Origin of the sequence: Paenibacillus sp. FSL H3-0329, assembly GCF_037963285.1 — a bacterium.
In the GTDB taxonomy this organism is placed as follows: domain Bacteria; phylum Bacillota; class Bacilli; order Paenibacillales; family Paenibacillaceae; genus Paenibacillus_AQ; species Paenibacillus_AQ odorifer.
Window position 1 is genome coordinate 2,361,687 of sequence record NZ_CP150150.1, and the last position, 17,457, is coordinate 2,379,143.

The following is a 17,457-nucleotide window of genomic DNA, read 5'->3' on the forward strand; positions in this document are numbered from 1 at the left end:
ATCATAGTTGACAGATTGTGAATAAACCGTGTACGATGTGTTAATCGTAATTATTACGATTTAATCAAAAGGAGATGGAAACGATGAGAGTAATCATTACTTTGGCATGTACGGAGACAGGAGATCGCAACTATACCACTACCAAGAATAAGCGAAATCATCCAGGGCGTATGGAAATGAAAAAATATTGTCCACGCCTAAAGAGAGTAACCTTACATCGCGAAACCCGTTAAGGGCGGAGGCTTTTAATCTTGATTTTATAAACGATAGGAGTGGTATAGATGAAAAAGCTCCCTGTTACCGTGCTCAGTGGATATTTGGGCTCTGGGAAAACAACGCTGCTGAATCATATTCTGCACAACCGTGACGGGCTTAAAGTAGCTGTTATTGTAAATGACATGAGTGAAGTCAATGTGGATGCGAATCTGGTGAAGTCCGGAAATACGCTTTCTAGAACAGAAGAGAAATTAGTTGAGATGTCTAATGGTTGCATCTGTTGTACGCTTCGTGATGATTTGATTGTCGAAGTACAAAAGCTGGCTGCGGAAGGGCGATTTGATTACATCCTGATTGAATCCTCAGGCATTAGCGAACCTGTACCAGTGGCACAGACCTTTACCTATGCCAATCCCGAGTTGGATATTGATTTGACTTCGCTTGCTCAATTAGACACGATGGTGACTGTTGTGGATGCTGGGCGTTTCTGGCATGACTTCTCTTCTGGTGATAGTCTGATGGACCGCAACCAAACGGCTGGCGAAGGAGATTTCCGCGATATTGTGGATCTGCTTATTGATCAGATCGAAACTTGTGATGTCTTGCTGCTTAATAAGTGTGATCTGTTGAAAGAAGATGAACTCAACAAGCTTGAAGCTGTGCTCCGTAAGCTTCAACCGTCTGCCAAGCTGATCCGCACGATTAACGGCGTAGTAGATCCGAAGGAAATTCTGAATACCGGATTGTTTGATTTTGAGAAAACAAGCTTATCCTCTGGTTGGATCGCGGAGCTGAATAAAGAGACCCATACCCCTGAAACGGAGGAATACGGAATTTCTTCCTTTGTTTATCGCCGGAGAACACCTTTCCACCCGCAAAGATTAAGTTTTTTCTTTAGCAACTGGCCGGAAGAGGTCGTTCGGGCAAAAGGTGTGGCATGGGTAGCTGCAAAAGGTGATCTTGCAGCTACTATAAGTCAGGCAGGACCTTCTATTCAGTTCGGACCTGCTGGCTACTGGTTGGCTACAATGCCTAAGGATCAGCAGCTGGAGGTACTGGAAAGCGAACCTGAGCTGCAGGCGAAATGGGACGAGCAGTGGGGCGATAGAATAAATGAAATCGTATTTATCGGTGTAAATATAGATCAGGCACAACTCGAAGCCAGATTGGACAGATGTTTGCTGACGGTGGAGGAGCTGAAGCAGGATTGGACAAAGTTCAACAATCCACTTCCGTGGCCTGTTGAAGAACTCCTTGCGGCTGCTGAGGAATAGATACTTAGTAAATTAGCGATGGAAATCCGGAATCCAGAAGGTGGGATTCCGGATTTTTGCTGTATGAAAAAGAGGTCTAATAGTTATTATTACGATTAATTTTTAATTTTGGGTTTACAAATCGTAATGATTACGATATTATCAAATTTGTTAAATCGTAATACTTACGATTTAATCCGAGATGGACATAACATCAGTCAGAAGGGAGGCGAGGCACGATGATCCTATCATCCATGCGGAATGTAGTGTTCGGGTATGGGGATGAAGCTGTCCTTGATAACATTTCATTAGATATTCATACCGGACAGTTTATTGGTATAACGGGACCCAATGGAGCTGCTAAGACCACCCTGCTGAAGCTAATGCTCGGCCTGCTTCGTCCATGGAGTGGAACGGTTCAGTTGAATAAAGAGTTATCAGATAACGGAAAGATGGTTATCGGCTATGTTCCACAGCAGGTAGCTTCTTTTAACGCAGGATTCCCAAGTAAGGTGATCGAACTGGTTCGCTCGGGTTGTTATCCAAGGCTGGGATTATTTAGACGCTTTACACCTGAGCAGGACGAGATCGTCGAGCAAAGTTTAAAGCAGGTGGATATGTGGCATTTGCGAGACCGGAAGATAGGAGAACTGTCAGGCGGCCAGAAGCAGCGGATTTGCATCGCTCGAGCATTGGCACAACAGCCGCAGATATTGGTTCTCGATGAACCTACTACGGGAATGGATCTGGACAGTCGCATTGGGTTCTATAAGCTGATGCGCCATGATGTCAGTGAACACGGCCGGACCGTAATCATGGTGACGCATGGCCTGGAAGAGACCAGTTCCTATCTGGATACGTTGATCAGCCTGGAACGAAAGGAGAATGAGGGTTGGCAATGTTTAGTTACGAATTCATGCAACGTGCATTTTGGGCCGGTGGTTTAATTGGCATTATTGGTCCGCTGCTCGGGGTATATCTCATGCTTCGCCGTCAGGTCCTAATGGCGGATACCCTCTCTCATGTTTCGCTTGCAGGAGTAGCACTAGGCTCAATACTTCAGCTTAATCCGGCACTAAGTGGTTTCATGGTGGCGATTCTCGGTGGTATTGTCATCGAACAGCTTCGACGTTCTTATCGTACATATAGCGAGCTTCCGGTAGCTATTATTATGACCTCTGGATTAGCATTGGCAGTTGTACTTATGAGCTTAAAGCAGAATTTAAGTAAAAGCTTCAGTTCCTATCTGTTTGGTTCCATCGTTGCGGTCAGCGACACTCAACTAAAGATTATCGCTGCGGTTGCTGTAATCGGTCTGGTCTATTTTATTGTGTTACGCAGATCTTTATATAATCTGACCTTTGATGAAGAGACCGCTAGTATTAGTGGAGTTCATGTGGGCTGGTTATCATTTTCGTTTGCTGTACTAACTGGAATGACAGTAGCCGCTGCGATGCCAGTTGTTGGAGTGCTGTTAGTCTCAGCGCTTATTGTTTTGCCAGCTTCGATTGCTTTGCGTATAGCGTCTGGTTTTACGACAGCTATATTGATCTCAATCGGCGTAGGGTTACTCGGCGTTTTTAGTGGCCTAAGTGCCTCCTATTACATCAATACACCGCCTGGTGGGACGATTGCTCTTATACTGCTATCGTTTTTATTAATCGCAATTTTGGTACAGAAGCTGATTCAACTAAGAAATCGTCGGCGAATTCATAAAACTATTTCCAGAAAAGGAGTTACACCTCTCAATGAAATTTAGAATCCATCATTTAGCCATTTTGTCCCTGTCCGCGTTACTTATTGCCGCAGGTTGCGGTAATAATAATGCTAGTAATTCTTCTACTACTACGAATGCTTCTGGAGCCGCAGAAGCCACAGCCCTTCCAGAGTCATCTAAACTAAATATTAAAGTCAGTTTCTATCCAATTTACGAGTTTACCAAAAATGTGGCAGGAGATCTGGCGGACGTGGAAGCACTCATACCGGCAGGAATCGAACCCCATGATTGGGAACCGACTGCACAAGATATGGCAGAAATCTCAGATGCGGATATGCTGATCTATAATGGCGCAGGAATGGAAGGCTGGGTAGACCAGGTGCTGGAAAGTGTATCTGGCACTCCGTTAATTACTGTAGAAGCGAGCAAGGGTCTGGACATCATGGAAGGCACGGAAGAGGAAGAAGCTGACCACCACCATGAAGAAGGAGAACATGCTCATGAAGAAGGAGAGCATGCTCATGAAGAAGGGGAGCATGCTCATGAAGAAGGGGAGCATGCTCATGAAGAAGGAGAACATGCGCATGAAGAAGGAGAACATGCTCATGAAGAGCATTCGCATGATCACGGTGGATTAGATCCGCATGTGTGGCTCAATCCTACACTAGCCATTCAAGAAGTGCGTAACATTGAAGCAGCTTTAGCTGCTGCCGCACCTGAACATGCCGAGGATTTTAAGACAAATGCAGATGCTTATGTAGCTAAGCTGGAGCAACTGGATCAAGAATTTAAGGACGGTCTTAAGGATACTAAACGCAAGGATTTTATCACTCAGCATGCGGCTTTTGGTTACCTTGCCAAGCAGTATGGATTAACTCAGGTCCCGATTGCCGGACTATCTCCGGAGCAGGAGCCTTCTGCCGCAAATATGAGTAAGATTGTGGAGTTTGCGAAAGAGCATAAAGTGAAGACGATTTTCTTCGAGACACTTGTATCCTCCAGTGTGGCAGACACAATAGCAAAAGAGATTGGTGCCAAAGCAGCCGTTCTAAACCCAATTGAAGGATTAACAGAGGAAGATCGCAGTCAAAACCTGGATTATTTAGGAATCATGCGTCAGAACCTGGAAGCCTTGAAGAGTGCATTGAACGAGTAGATTTAAAGGATGGAAGGAGAACGAACATGGCCAAGAAATCTAAAGTTGTGAAAGAATTGAAGAGACAAGCACTAGTCGCCAAATACGCTGTTAAAAGAAAAGAACTAAAGGAACAAGGGGACTATATGGCTTTGCAAAAGCTGCCACGTGATTCCTCCGCAACTCGTCAAAAAAATAGATGCCAAGTGTCTGGCAGACCTCGAGGTTATTTGCGCAAATTTAATGTTTCCCGAATTGTATTCCGCGAATTGGCGCATAAAGGCCAGATTCCGGGTATTACCAAGTCGAGTTGGTAAATGAGAACGGCCAATCCTCCGTAGTTTAGAGGATTGGCCGTTTTTGCTGCTCATCCATCATGGACTTTAGAAAATTCGGCTATGCTAAGAATAGGAAAATGATTTATCATAGAAGGAATATATTTCTATTTAATATGGAGGTGATGCAAATGAGCTATACCGATACTTTTATTCGTGTAGCAGAGGACTGCCCTGAGGAAATCGGAGTTCCTCCGATGTCTTGCCGAACACTCCCGCCTGCACGTGTGATTCAATATGAACTGTTAATTAATGAGCCCTACAAATACAATCATGAAGAACTTCTGTACGAGGTTCATGTGCGCCATAAACAAATTCCACAGGAAGAACGTTTGGTCCGTAAGGAAGAAATATGGAAAGAACTATTTTCCAAAAACCATCCTTGTCTAAGGGCTTCACTGCTGCCAAAGCGTTTTGGTTGGGGTATTCATTATAACGGTGAGGGGAAAATAGCTCTCTATGGCAAAGAGTCTCCCGAATATGACTATTTTACCTCCCAAGGGGAGGGAGCTGTGAAATTACTGCCTGCGATGCGTAACAAACGTGCTTCAAAAGGAGCGGATTAAGCTGTATAAATTCATAGAAGAAATCACACTTAATACTTGGCCGGCGGAGCAAAGTGTTCTCCTGCAGGGCTGGATTCTACGTACGGCAGCTGGTTATACAAAAAGGGCCAATTCGGTCAATCCATTATACGGGGCTGACAGCTCTCAGGTTGATCTCGCAGAACAAATCAAGCTTGCGGAGCGGTATTATGAGCATGCTGGACTACAGCCAGTGTTCAAAATAACCCCCTATATCCAGCCGGCAAAGCTTGATGAGATGCTTGCGGATCGCGGTTATACAATTGTCGAGCCTTCATCGGTAAGGCTTCTTGATCTGGGGGGCTTAGCGAGCCCCGATCTGTGTTATACGGTTCAGATGCAGGAGAGCTTGACTGAAGAGTGGCTGCACGCCTTCAGTGAGCTTACCGGGTTGTCTGGCAAGAACCGGGAAACCTTAACTAGAATGTTGTCTGCATCACATTTGCAGCAGGGTTATGTCCTGTTGTTTAATCATGGTGTTCCTGCCGCCTGCGGACTTGGTGTGATTCAGAATGGATACTTGGGTCTGTATGATATTGTCACTTCCCCTGCTCATCGTAGAAAGGGAATGGCGGAACAGCTGCTGCTAGCGTTGCTTAATTGGGGTAGAGCAAAGGGAGCAACAACTTCCTTTCTGCAAGTTGTGCAAGCGAATACGCGGGCTTCAGCCTTGTATGACAAGCTGGGTTTTAAGGAGATTTATCAGTATTGGTATAGAGTGAAAAACTAGCTGAGGAGGGGATGCGGTGAGAAAATTAGGATTAAATCTCCTGATCATTAGTGTGTACTGTTTTCCATTTGTATATTTCGCGATGGATAAAGATTTCAATAATGGTTCAATGGTTGGTTATTTAATGATGATCGTCATAACATCGCTAATAGCTTTTTTGGGAAAATGGTCTAATAATATAATTGCTGTAGTCATTGGGAATATCGCTTCTGCGTTTGTTTCGTATTATTTTATTAGCAAATTGTCAGGAGAAGGCGGTTGGGACGGGACGTTTTTCAAACCACTTGGACCTACAGGATCGTTTTTATTTTTTAGTATGCTAAACCTGATCCCTCAATTCCTTGCGATGAAATTAGCGAATAAATTTAAAAAGAAGGTCTAATCTATGTCCGAATACTGGAGTCGAAGATTTGCTCAGGAAGGCATGATCTGGGGGAGTGAACCTAGTCCTACAGCCCAGGCAGCAAGGGAGATATTTCGGCAATATGACGTGAAATCAGTTTTAGTCCCGGGTGCGGGATACGGAAGAAATACGAAGGTGTTCTCAGATGAGTTTAAGACCTTAGGCGTTGAGTTAAGCGAGGATGCGTTAAGGATGGCGGCAGAATGGGATCCCAAGAGCCATTTTATCTCAGGTTCCGTATTAGATACTATTTCTGAAGTACAGGTTGATGCTGTCTACTGCTATGACGTGTTGCATTTATTTCTCGAAGAGGATCGCCGCAGGCTCGTAGCTAATTGTCTGGAACAGCTGCGGCCGGATGGCTTGCTCTATTTTACCAGTTTTTCCGATGAGGATGCGAACAACGGCTGTGGAACACTTTTGGAACCGGGAACCTACGAATACAAAGAGGGAAAATATGCCCATTTTTTTAGTGATGAAGATTTAAGACAACATTTTGCAGGTACGAAAATAATTACGACCGGCTCATGTGTGGAGACTTTATGTGGGCCGCTTGGAAAAAACCATCAATACATACTGAGATATATAGTCGCACGTAAATCTGCACTTAGCAAATAATATAGGGAGGAACTCCCTATAATTTCGTTGAATATCCGTAGAATCGGCTATATCAAATGAATTATAGGGACTTTTTCCCTAGACCTCTGCTCGATGATCAGGAATACCTTATTTACACAAATTTACCTTGACCCGGTAGCGCCATTTCTTTGAAATTTTTGCATAAATGAGCAAGCTGGGTAGACAGCTCCTCACCTTCCATGGGTACTCCATGTCCCGAAAGAACAAGATGTGGATTCAGCAAGGCAAGGGTACGGACTGATTTCTCGGCATCTTCCCAGTCTGTCGTGAAATAAGAGGGTGGGCCATGCACCACCTGATGCTGCGTAGCCACTGCAAATACGGATTCCTGTTTGACCGTAAGGAACGTATCACCAGCGATCAGGACTCTATCCTCAGGCCTGAACAGGGAGATATGCCCGGGACTATGTCCAGGGGTATGGATCCATTCCCAGCCCTTCGCACCAGGGACAGTCCCGTCTTCCGGCAAGGGGTGAACGGCTGAACCAAGATCAATGCCATGATGTGAAAATAAAGGGGATATCATGCTCATAAGCCCGCCGCCTACGGCCGGATCGGCTGGAGGGTAATCTTCTTTACCTGTCAGAAAAGGTAGTTCTAGCGGATGAGCATATACAGGCACGTTCCATTCCTCAACAAGCCTTTTCACACCCCCAATATGGTCAAAATGCCCATGCGTCAGGATAATTGCCACCGGAGGCTTATCATAATGCTCCGTAGCAAAATCAATAATATTGCCTGTATATGAGCTAAGACCAGTATCTACAAGAACCCAATCCGAAGAGGGCTGGCCAATTAATGCGACATTTACAAACATAGTGCGAAGTCCAATGACACCAGGGGCCACATTCCAAGTATCGGTATAGCCCTTTGACAGTATTCCGTTAAGTTTCATCTTGCGCCTCCTGACCCGTTCTTTAGTACTACACAATGTATCTACATACAGTAGTATGACCTCTTTTTAAGAAAAAAAGGTATGGCAAATAACCCTTCTCATGATTTCTTGAAGAAGGGCTGTGTTAAACGTGTTCTGTGAGAGGATTGTATTAGAGCGTTCCGCAGTCTGCAAATAGAATATGGCGTGGAATCCGAAAGAAAGCTTCGGCTTTTTCCTGCAGAGCAGGGGTCGGCAGATGGCTGTTGTGGAGCCATTTCCGAAACGTTCCGGGATGGACGCCTATCCAAATACTTACATCCGTTACTGAGAAATCGTAAACCATACAAAGTCCGGTCAGGATAACATTGCTGCGCGGTGAACTGGTAATACTTCTTTTCATAAATCGTGAGGGTGTAGGCTGACATACAATGGGGCTTTGACGAATCAATGCTTCATTGAACAGAATGTGGGGTGGGTACCCCAATAGGCGGCAGGTCTTGTCAATGTTATTGTTGGAAGGGATACGACCTTCGTATACCCAAGCGCTTACACTGCGTGAGGATATACCAAGCTCTTCTGCGAGTCGTGACAGCTTGATATCCTTAGCCATCAATACAGCAAGCAGCACACGGTTTCTAATCTGGCTGCGCTTTGGACGGCGAAATCTTTTGACTCGAACGCCTTGTCCAAGGTATTTGCGATTGATCAGAGACCACGCCTGGATATTATGAGTTTCTTGTTGGTTATTAGGCATAATTCCTCCGATTTTTTAAAAATATACTACAACACTTTCTGGTATATCGGCAATGGTTAATGCTGCTATTTCTGACAACACTGTTTAAGTTTCTTTCAGAACAGCTACGCTTATGATATATTTTTAATATCTAATTACAATATTACATTAGGGAGCGATATAGAATGATCAAACATATTGTGTTTTTCAAATTAAAAGATCGGTCCGAAGAAAGCGTAGCGGCAACGGTAGCGGTATTGCGTAATATGGAAGGCAAGATTCCGCAGCTTCTCTCCATCGAGGTGGGTGCTGACATCATTCATTCCGATCGTTCCTTTGATATTGCTCTAGTCACAGAAGTGGCTTCTCTAGAGGATTTACAGGCGTATCAGGTTCATCCGGCTCATAAAGAAGTTATTGCTCACATTAATGAAGTCAAAGAGCTCTCAATTGCTGTAGATTACGAAATTTAAGCTGCTGCTTGAATATAGTATCATCATTTTATACCGGAAGCGGTGACAGGAATGCGTGAGCTTGAGTATCCAATGGAAGCGTTAACTTATTTAGTCGTTTTTCTCGGAGCATGTTTCGTAATGTTCTTCTGGCTGAAACGCCGTGGCAAACGCGGTAAGTAGAGATTAGGACGATTCTCTAACTATTATCGATATGGGGGTATTGCTGTGTATTATGTCAACCGCAATCAAATCGAAACCATTCTTGCTCAAATCCCTGATATTACCGCTGGTCTTCGGACTGTAGCAGCTTCCTGGGATGGTACAACACTAACCGGACTAATACAGGAACGCAGCCTCCATCTGGCAATAGAGGTTGTAACAGACGTTGGTAGCTGTCTCATTGACGGGTTTATTATGCGTGATGCTGGAAGTTATGAGGATATAATTTCTATTATTCATGAAGAGAAAGTGCTAGGTCAAAGTGAGATTTATGAAAGATTGATAGAATTAGTTGCTCTGCGTAAGCCACTCGTTCAGGATTATTATGCCTGGGAGAGAGGTGATCTGCATCCACTTACCCCCATTCTTTCGGAAGTGCTTGAGCAGTTTGCCGTTGAGGTACGGAAATATTTGGACCAGGAGCTTGGAGCCAGTGTACCGCTATAATAGCATAGGATAGAATCACATAGAATAGGCGATAGCCGTGAAAGAGAGGGGTTCCTTTATGATGAAGATGGGGCAGGAAAACGGATCGACAAGACAAATGATTATGACGCTCCTGAAGACGAAAGGAACACTGACCATCGGCGCGCTGGCAGAAGAGTTGGGAATTACAGAGATGGGTGTCCGTCGTCATGTGCTTCAGCTGGAGCAAGAAGGGCTTGCAAAGACAAAAGTGGTCCGGCAAGCGATGGGGCGGCCTTTACATATGTACTCATTAACGGAGAGAGCCGAAGAATATTTTCCAAAAAGTTATCACAACTTGGCTTTGGAGCTTCTGCGTGAATTGGATTACGGCAGTGGACTGGATGCTGTTAATACATTATTTGAAGGCCGCCGCCGCCGGATGCTCGCTCAGTATGCTCCGATGATGGAACGGCGCAATTTGGAAGAACGCGTCGCCGAATTATCTTCTATCCAAAATGCCGGTGGATATATGGCAGAATGGAACCGTGAAGAGGATGGCTCATATGTCATAAGGGAGTACAATTGCCCGATTCGCCAAGTGGCTACCCAGTATCGTAAGGCTTGCCAATGTGAGCATAGTCTTTTCGAAGAACTGCTGGATGCTAAGGTAACACGTAATGAATGTATGGCAGAGGGCGGCCATTGCTGCCGCTACGCTATCGTACCCAAAAATGTTACAGACAAAACTTCTGAAAAGTTATAATAATTAGTCACAAGACAATCCCCTGCTGCTTATGATATAGCAGATATAGGCATTAGCCCGGTAGAGCGGGGAGCAATGAATTTAAAGGAGAGATGAAACGATGAAAAAGGACACCAAAGGTTTATTATGGGGCGCTTTAGTCGGCAGTGTGGTTGGATCGGTGACAGCATTGCTGTTCGCGCCTAAACCAGGTAAAGAGCTGCGCAAGGATATTGCAGAAGGAACTACCGCTGGTATTGAAAAGGTTCAAGAACTTGCCGTTCAAGCGGGAGATAAGAGCATTGAGATTTATGACAAGGCAAAAGATTCGATTGGGCATGTAGTGCATGAAGTTCGGGAATGGAGCAAATCATGTGCGAATGCTGTTGATGAAGAAGAAAAAATTACAGTAACTGTCAGCGGCATCGCTACAGAAGAAGCTGTAGAAGCAGTTGACGCTGTAGAAGCTGTTGAAGAGGCTGCTGCCACTTTGGAAGTGGAAACTGAGTTGGTTGAGGCCACTATAAGTGAAGATGTAAGTGAAGAAGCCAGCTTTGAAGAAGTCGTTCAAGATGACAAGGTTAATAAAGAAATTCTATAATGGAACCGTGGTTTAAATCCTCTGTTTCAGTGGTAAAAGAGTACTCATTCTCTTATAATAGAGCCGCTTTTTCGCATTGGGCGGAGGGTGGCTTTTTTAATTAGTTTGCACCCGCTTGTTAAATGATGGAAGAAGACTAGTCTTGAACTCAGAGGGCAAAAGGAGTAATATCTGCAATTGGGGCTGAAAGCCAGGTACATTTTGTTTTCACCTTACATAAGCTACACAAAACAAGTAGAAGGAAGCGGTGTGTTCGTGCAGCAAGCTATAGCAATATTAGACTCAGGTGTGGGAGGGTTAACAGTTGTCAAAGAAGTGATGAGGCAACTCCCGCGGGAGAAGATCATTTATTTCGGAGATACTGCCCGAGCTCCGTACGGACCCCGTTCGACCGAGGAAGTACAACTGTTTACTGAACAAATTGTAGATTATTTGATCCAGTTTAATCCTAAAATGATCGTTATCGCTTGTAATACCGCAACAGCTGCGGCACTCGATTATATCTCAGCTAAGGTCTCCATCCCTGTAATTGGGGTGATTCATCCCGGAGCCCGCGCAGCAATTAGCGCAACCAAAAGCGGACATGTCGGCGTGATCGGTACGGTAGGAACTATCAACAGCGGTGCTTATACTAACGCATTAAAGCAGTTGTCCCCTTTTGTTGAGGTTGTAAGTCAAGCCTGTCCAGCGCTTGTCCCACTCGTCGAGCAAGGCAAGTTCCGCTCAGAGAAAAGTTACGATATCGTAGAAGAGGCACTAGAAGGCATTAAAGACACTAACATCGATACTTTAATTTTAGGATGCACTCATTATCCATTTCTTGTAGAACCCATTGGTGAGACTATGGGATCGGGAGTCAAGCTGATCAGTTCTGCAGATGAGACCGCTCGTGAGATCAGCACAATTTTATATGATAAAGGCAAGCTGTCCATCGGGGATGAAAGTCCAATTCACCAGTTTTTCTGCAGCGGTGATGCTGAGATGTTTCAAAGCATCGCGCGAGACTGGCTTGGAGAACAAATTAGACGCACCCCAGTAGTGTGGCAAGTATCCACGTTATAAGCAGGAGCAATGTTGAATTGAATAGGGACAAACTCCATGGGAGTGTAAAAGAAAAACAGACTGGGAAAGCACATTTCCCAGTCTGTTTTTTTGAAATATAAGCACTTATATGCTGCGGAACTGTAATATCCTTATTTTTCATGAGAAACGGTTGCCATCTATAAAGGGCGATGACGTTGTTTTTTCTTGTGATTCATTTCTCCTTCATGCCGGGTAGTGGCGCTTGCATACAATAGAGTTAAGTGCTGTATGCCGCTGTTTTTGTATTGCTGTATCAGCAATTTAAGGCCGAGAGGATGAGACCTAATGCGACAATATATTGCAAACAGGGGAGATACCGTAAGCCGAATTGCCGCTCTACATGGATTAACTCCTGAGCATGTTATTCAAGGTAATCCATGGGTTGGGAGACAATCTTATTTATACCCAGGTCAGGTTTTATTTCTGCCATCTTCGCCGCGTAAAAGGTATGCTGTGCAGGAAGGGGACACTCCAGAACGGATAACCTCATTATTTAAGGTGAATTTAGAGGATTTGGAGAAGCTTAATCCTGGTGTGACCTCAGGGCGCTGCTGTACACCTGGAAAAATACTTGTCATTCCACCCCCAATTCCAGACCGCGTGGTGTTTCTGCGCGGGGAGTACGGTCCGGCTGAGGTTGAGAGCGACATTGACAGCTTGCTTGTCCAATACCCGTTTATACAAGCAGCCACAATAGGCACGAGCGTGCTCGGCAAGCCGCTCCATGTACTCAAGATCGGGAATGGCACTCGTCATCTGCATGTTAACGCCGCTTTGCATGCCAATGAATGGCTGACTTCGCCATGCTTGATGTCCTTCATAGAGGAGTATGCAACAGCTTATGCTGAAGGCTTGGAATGGAATGGACACAGTCCTGAGGTTTGGTTCCAAAACTGGACATTATGGGTCGTGCCTATGGCTAATCCAGATGGCGTGGAGCTGGTTCAGGAAGGGGTTTTGCCAGACCATCCGTTTTATGATGACCTCATGAAATGGAATGGTGGACGAAGCAGCTTCCGGCATTGGAAAGCTAACATCCGCGGTGTGGATCTTGGGGATCAATTTCCCGCTCATTGGGAAGAGGAGCGGGAACGTCGGGGAGTAAGGCTGCCCTCACCGCGGGATTACAGCGGCCCTGAGCCGCTGAGTGAGCCAGAAGCAGCCGCTCTGGCTGCCCTGGCTGAGGCAGCGCCTGGCGAAGCTGCAGTGTCTCTGCATAGCCAAGGAGGAGAGATTTATTGGAACTACCGGGGGTATGAACCTCCCGAGAGCCGTGAATTAGCCGCGCAGCTGGCAGTTGCGAGCAGTTACCGGGCAGTGGAGCTGACTGGAAGTGATGCCGGATATAAGGATTGGTTTATTCAGACCTTCCGCAAACCTGGATTTACGGTGGAGCTGGGGATCGGCAAAAATCCGCTGCCACTAGCAGATTTTGAAGATATGGCCTTGGAAACAGGACTTATATTGGCAACGCTCCTTTCTAATGTGAAATAATTATGAAACATTTGCAGTAAACTTGCGTAAAATAAAACATGGGGTATGGCCGCTGTCGTCACTACACGTTATCCGCGGCTGTATCCTTTTTACTTGGGAGGAGGGTCACCATGAAACTGAAAAAAATACTGTCACTAAAACAATGGTCCCATATCTTCAGTAGCTCCTGGCAATACATCCGCTCCCCTAAAGTAGCAATGGGGGACAAGCTGTTATTTACAATTCCAGTACTGCTCTATTGGGTCTTGCCGGACTTCATGCCATTTATTCCGATCGATGATATTGGAGTGACCATGCTGCTAATGGGCTGGTTCGTGTCACGAATGGGGCGGAAATATCCTACACTTCAGCAGGGTGAATAGGATCGCACCACACATTTTCGACAAGAACTTCAGAGCTAATTAGCTAATATAGTTGCTTTTAGATGTCATTTACCTTTAAAATAAGTAATTGAGTATTTAATTTTCGGACTAGGAGATGGAATATAGATGAAGGTCAAAATTACCCGCAATGCGGCTAAAGTGATAAAGAAACAAATGGAGCTTGAAGGAAACAGCGAGTTGAAGCTGCGCGTAGCAATTACACATGCACACGGTGATCATGCTCACTACGGACTGGACTTGGACACGCCTAAAGAGAACGATGTTGTAGTGTCGACAGATAAGGAAATCGATGTTATTCTTGATCCGAGTCAACCACTCCTTGATGGCGTGGTCGTTGATTATTTGTATCTTCCACAAGAAGGTTTTGTCATTACGAATCCCTCTAAAGGTAATCACGGCGATCACTAAACACTCGCCTGTAAATTTCGAACACAAAGAAGGGTTGCTCCATGGCTAACGAAATACAAGTGTGCGATGAATGTAATTTCATGAAGTTGAAAAGTATTATCCCTAAGCTGCAAAAAATGGCACCTGATGCCGAGATCAAGGTCGGCTGCAAGTCGTACTGCGGTCCATGTGGCAAACGGGCTTTTGTTTATGTGAATGGTCGTTATGTGAGTGCTCCAACGGAGGATGAAGTGTTGAAGAAAGCAGAAGCTTTTATCAAACAGCCCTCCGTTCAGAAATAATACTGAGTTCTTATCAACTAAGATAATAGGGTCGATCCCTCTTCATTCTCAGAATAAGTAAAAGTAAACAGAGCAGCGATTCTCCTGTTATTTGGAGGATCGCTGCTCTGTGTTTTTTGGTCATTGGTGGCTTACTTCAATCGTGTCCATCATCCCATCATTTCTCCGTCTCCTCATCTCATCGACCCATCGTCCCATCATCTCACCATCTCATCATCCCACCGTCTCCTCATCTCCTCATCCCATCATCCTATCATTCCACCATCCCACCATCTCCTCATCCTACAAGGGTTACGGACTCAGATGACGTTATTTGCGTGTTTTTAGCTGTTAATGCAAGATTTCGGACCCCATGGACGCTATTCCTCAGAAAAGAGGCTCATATCGGCGTTTTTCAGGCTAATAGCTGCTCTGGAGTCCGTTAGCATTCCAAACCTCGGATATTGCTGGGTTTAAGGTCAGCTGTGTCCGTTAGTGAGATACTTCGCGTATCTAAGTCGGAAAACCCAACGTGCTTCCAACAACGATCAGGAGTGAATGTCCAACATAGAGAGGATGTCGCAGCAGCCCTTTTCGATAGTTTTGTGGACAGTCTCTTCATTTACCGGGATATAAGCTTAAGGTGCAGATTGTGTATTCTTAAGCTTTTTGATTCCATCATATTTCATGATATCGTCGGAGATCTGTAGGCGGAGCTTGCTGGTCTCATACCCGATGCTGCACTCCCCTACGTCCACGGCTTCGCGGCTTTCGAGGCTATAACAGGTTCCGCTGGCAAATTGCCCATTCTCGCTGGGGAGATAAGACAGCTTTGCATCGGCATAGGCGCCGGATCGCAGCGTTACAAGACGCTCATGCCCGCTAAACAGATTATTGCCCATGAGATAATAAGGATCACGTGAGATCCCGAGCAAATGGAGCAAGGAAGGTGTAAGATCCAACTGACCAGCTGGAGCTGAATCTAGGACAGAGGCGTTAAAGCCTGGCAGATGAATGAGCAAGGGAACCTGATGCATTATTTGCTGCATATCGAGTGCGCTAAGGCTTTTGCCGAGAAATTGTTCGTAATAAGCGATCTCCTGGATCGAATTATCATGATCTCCATAGAAAGCAACAAGGGTATTATCCCACAGCCCACGCTGCTTCATCTCTTTGACCATTTCCCCTAAAGCTTCATCCGTATAGTGAACAGCCTGCAAATAATCTCCTAAGATCGTGCCCTTGAACTCTCCAGTATCAAGCCCTTGTTTATCTGCAGGGAGAGAATAAGGATGATGGCTGGATAGTGTAGTCAAAAATGAATAAAAGGGCTGCTGTATCGTTTCTGAAGTGTCCATAATATCGAGGGATTGCCGCAAAAAAGAATTGTCACCCAGAGACCAGCCTAGAGGTTCGTCTATTGTATAGTCTTTTTTGTTATAAAAATGGTCATAACCCATCGCGTTATACATAATCTGCCGATTCCAGAAGCTACCTTCGTACGCATGAAAAGCATTGGTACTGTAGCCCTTTGATTTCAAAATAGCAGGCAGCGTGTCAAACTGATGATCCGGGTAACGGACAAATACCGAGCCGGAGACCAGCGGGTACAGGGAAGCGTTGGACGTGAAATCCGCATCGGAAGTTCGGCCTTGTGAGGTCTGATGGTAGTAATTGCTGAAATAGGTGTTTTCTTTGATTAGAGCGTTCAGATTAGGCGTGATCTCCTGGCCGGATATTGAGCGTCCAACTACAAAGTTCATAAAAGCTTCAGCTTGAATAACAACAATGTTGCTTCCGCTGTATTCTCCAAAGCTGTCATTATTGGCACTTTGCTCAGTGTTTTGTTCATTGAACCAGAGCTGCATCGAGGTGGCTTCTTCTTGTGAAAGCTCGGGCTGCGGACCAAGATGATCTTTAGCATATAAGTAAATATCATAACCGTGAAAACCGATTAGTCCGGTTACGTTATACATGGCGAGACTCCACCAGTTGCCAGTGAATAGATCTTTAGCCCAGGTAGTAGCGTAGGTGTGGATAGGTCCAAAGGTCAGCACGCAACCTAGCACCAGAGCAACGATCCCATTCACGCTTCTTTTTAGCGTCCTGCTTAGGCGTGAAGAGCGGCGGGAATAACCGGTTTGAGAATAAGAGTGAGATTGCCCATAACGGCGAGGGACGGCATTAGACAAGTATGTATGGGATTTGCGGCGGTATAATCCTACGCCGATTCCGTATGCAATAAGAAATAGCCAGTCAGCGAACAAATAAAGATCGGAAGGACGCAGTAGGGCGAAGATACTTCCACCAAGCGCATCCATCTGTCCAGCCTGAAACAATACGGGTACCGTGATAAAATCCTTAAAATAACGATAGTAGACGATATCCGAATAAATAAGCAGCGTCAGAAGCAAGTTTATACTTAACAACGTTATCGTCTGTCCCCGGCGGGGAAGCCACAGGGTCCAAAAAGACAATAACATGACTGAACCTACAGCGATCCATTTGTCCTGCTGGTTCATATCTATATTGGGAGCATGCAGCCCACTATGCAGAAATAATAACTTGGCCAGCATGATGCCAAGAAAAAGGAGATAACCGATATATCGGGAGCGAATCACAGAAGCTATTGTACTTGTTACGGTTGTGCTGCTCCGACTTGATGGAAAAACTGACATTTTGAAGCCTCCTAGCACAGAAAATAAATAAAACGAGAAGAAACAACGTTGTTGTCTTTTTTAGATGACAAACGTTTCTCTTAGAAATATAAGAGCGTAAAGGA

22 protein-coding genes are annotated in these 17,457 nt (G+C 45.1%); 19 read left to right on the top strand and 3 right to left on the bottom strand.

The window, feature by feature from the left end; genetic code table 11:
* The first annotated feature begins 83 nt into the window (after positions 1-83).
* From rpmG to NSQ66_RS10135, 10 genes are all read left to right on the top strand, one after another.
* Entirely contained in the window at positions 84-233 is a 150-nt protein-coding gene (rpmG, locus tag NSQ66_RS10090) for a 50S ribosomal protein L33 (protein WP_076098468.1), read from the top strand.
* Between the two features lie 48 nt (positions 234-281).
* Positions 282-1,490 (top strand): GTP-binding protein, encoded by a 1,209-nt coding sequence (locus tag NSQ66_RS10095; protein ID WP_036679375.1) that lies wholly within the window; start codon positions 282-284, stop codon positions 1,488-1,490.
* Positions 1,491-1,708: 218 nt separating this feature from the next.
* Positions 1,709-2,416, top strand: a complete 708-nt coding sequence (locus NSQ66_RS10100) for a metal ABC transporter ATP-binding protein (protein ID WP_038569783.1) — start codon at positions 1,709-1,711, stop codon at positions 2,414-2,416.
* The gene (locus tag NSQ66_RS10105; protein ID WP_076140912.1) at positions 2,362-3,228 is read left to right on the top strand and encodes a metal ABC transporter permease; all 867 of its coding nucleotides are present in this window, start codon (positions 2,362-2,364) and stop codon (positions 3,226-3,228) included. The genes NSQ66_RS10100 and NSQ66_RS10105 overlap by 55 nt, the downstream gene beginning before the upstream one ends.
* Positions 3,218-4,342, top strand: a complete 1,125-nt coding sequence (locus tag NSQ66_RS10110; RefSeq protein ID WP_076140913.1) for a metal ABC transporter substrate-binding protein — start codon at positions 3,218-3,220, stop codon at positions 4,340-4,342. Before NSQ66_RS10105 ends, NSQ66_RS10110 begins: the two co-directional genes overlap by 11 nt.
* A 26-nt stretch (positions 4,343-4,368) precedes the next feature.
* Positions 4,369-4,638, top strand: a complete 270-nt coding sequence (gene rpsN / locus NSQ66_RS10115; RefSeq protein WP_038569786.1) for a 30S ribosomal protein S14 — start codon at positions 4,369-4,371, stop codon at positions 4,636-4,638.
* Positions 4,639-4,787: 149 nt separating this feature from the next.
* Positions 4,788-5,222: a DUF6157 family protein gene (locus NSQ66_RS10120; protein WP_081388135.1), complete on the top strand. Its 435-nt coding sequence runs from the start codon at positions 4,788-4,790 to the stop codon at positions 5,220-5,222.
* Complete coding sequence (locus NSQ66_RS10125; protein ID WP_081383585.1) at positions 5,200-5,970, top strand: GNAT family N-acetyltransferase; 771 nt, start codon at positions 5,200-5,202, stop codon at positions 5,968-5,970. The genes NSQ66_RS10120 and NSQ66_RS10125 overlap by 23 nt, the downstream gene beginning before the upstream one ends.
* 16 nt (positions 5,971-5,986) lie before the next feature.
* On the top strand, positions 5,987-6,352 hold the full coding sequence (locus NSQ66_RS10130) for a hypothetical protein (protein WP_038569788.1): 366 nt from the start codon (positions 5,987-5,989) through the stop codon (positions 6,350-6,352).
* 3 nt (positions 6,353-6,355) lie between these two features.
* Positions 6,356-6,991 (top strand): class I SAM-dependent methyltransferase, encoded by a 636-nt coding sequence (locus NSQ66_RS10135; protein WP_038569790.1) that lies wholly within the window; start codon positions 6,356-6,358, stop codon positions 6,989-6,991.
* Between the two features lie 112 nt (positions 6,992-7,103).
* Here NSQ66_RS10135 and NSQ66_RS10140 read toward each other — a convergent pair whose 3' ends face one another.
* Together NSQ66_RS10140 and NSQ66_RS10145 are read right to left on the bottom strand one after the other, a co-directional pair.
* The gene (locus NSQ66_RS10140) at positions 7,104-7,907 is read right to left on the bottom strand and encodes an MBL fold metallo-hydrolase (protein ID WP_038569792.1); all 804 of its coding nucleotides are present in this window, start codon (positions 7,905-7,907) and stop codon (positions 7,104-7,106) included.
* Positions 7,908-8,058: 151 nt separating this feature from the next.
* The gene (locus NSQ66_RS10145) at positions 8,059-8,643 is read right to left on the bottom strand and encodes a helix-turn-helix transcriptional regulator (protein WP_036679391.1); all 585 of its coding nucleotides are present in this window, start codon (positions 8,641-8,643) and stop codon (positions 8,059-8,061) included.
* A 164-nt stretch (positions 8,644-8,807) separates the two neighbouring features.
* Here NSQ66_RS10145 and NSQ66_RS10150 point away from each other — a divergent pair, with 164 nt between their 5' ends.
* From NSQ66_RS10150 to NSQ66_RS10190, 9 genes are all read left to right on the top strand, one after another.
* Positions 8,808-9,095, top strand: coding sequence for a Dabb family protein (locus NSQ66_RS10150; RefSeq protein WP_036689213.1), 288 nt, complete (start codon positions 8,808-8,810; stop codon positions 9,093-9,095).
* A 207-nt stretch (positions 9,096-9,302) separates the two neighbouring features.
* Positions 9,303-9,743 carry a HepT-like ribonuclease domain-containing protein gene (locus NSQ66_RS10155; RefSeq protein ID WP_038569794.1) on the top strand — a complete coding sequence of 147 codons (441 nt, stop codon included), beginning with the start codon at positions 9,303-9,305 and terminating at the stop codon, positions 9,741-9,743.
* A gap of 58 nt (positions 9,744-9,801) precedes the next feature.
* Positions 9,802-10,467: a metalloregulator ArsR/SmtB family transcription factor gene (locus NSQ66_RS10160; protein ID WP_038569796.1), complete on the top strand. Its 666-nt coding sequence runs from the start codon at positions 9,802-9,804 to the stop codon at positions 10,465-10,467.
* Between the two features lie 100 nt (positions 10,468-10,567).
* Entirely contained in the window at positions 10,568-11,047 is a 480-nt protein-coding gene (locus NSQ66_RS10165) for a YtxH domain-containing protein (RefSeq protein ID WP_051491605.1), read from the top strand.
* Between the two features lie 255 nt (positions 11,048-11,302).
* Positions 11,303-12,109 (top strand): glutamate racemase, encoded by an 807-nt coding sequence (racE, locus tag NSQ66_RS10170; RefSeq protein ID WP_036689641.1) that lies wholly within the window; start codon positions 11,303-11,305, stop codon positions 12,107-12,109.
* A 306-nt stretch (positions 12,110-12,415) separates the two neighbouring features.
* Positions 12,416-13,624 carry a M14 family metallopeptidase gene (locus NSQ66_RS10175; RefSeq protein WP_036689219.1) on the top strand — a complete coding sequence of 403 codons (1,209 nt, stop codon included), beginning with the start codon at positions 12,416-12,418 and terminating at the stop codon, positions 13,622-13,624.
* 110 nt (positions 13,625-13,734) lie between these two features.
* The gene (locus NSQ66_RS10180) at positions 13,735-13,986 is read left to right on the top strand and encodes a hypothetical protein (protein ID WP_036689222.1); all 252 of its coding nucleotides are present in this window, start codon (positions 13,735-13,737) and stop codon (positions 13,984-13,986) included.
* Positions 13,987-14,112: 126 nt separating this feature from the next.
* A complete protein-coding gene (locus NSQ66_RS10185) occupies positions 14,113-14,415 on the top strand; it encodes a heme biosynthesis protein HemY (protein WP_036689223.1) in 303 nt (100 codons plus the stop codon).
* Positions 14,416-14,456: 41 nt separating this feature from the next.
* The gene (locus NSQ66_RS10190) at positions 14,457-14,696 is read left to right on the top strand and encodes a DUF1450 domain-containing protein (protein WP_036689224.1); all 240 of its coding nucleotides are present in this window, start codon (positions 14,457-14,459) and stop codon (positions 14,694-14,696) included.
* Between the two features lie 617 nt (positions 14,697-15,313).
* On the opposite strand, the gene NSQ66_RS10195 is transcribed toward NSQ66_RS10190, so the two are convergent.
* Positions 15,314-17,353 (bottom strand): LTA synthase family protein, encoded by a 2,040-nt coding sequence (locus NSQ66_RS10195; RefSeq protein WP_076140914.1) that lies wholly within the window; start codon positions 17,351-17,353, stop codon positions 15,314-15,316.
* Between the last annotated feature and the right edge of the window lie 104 nt (positions 17,354-17,457).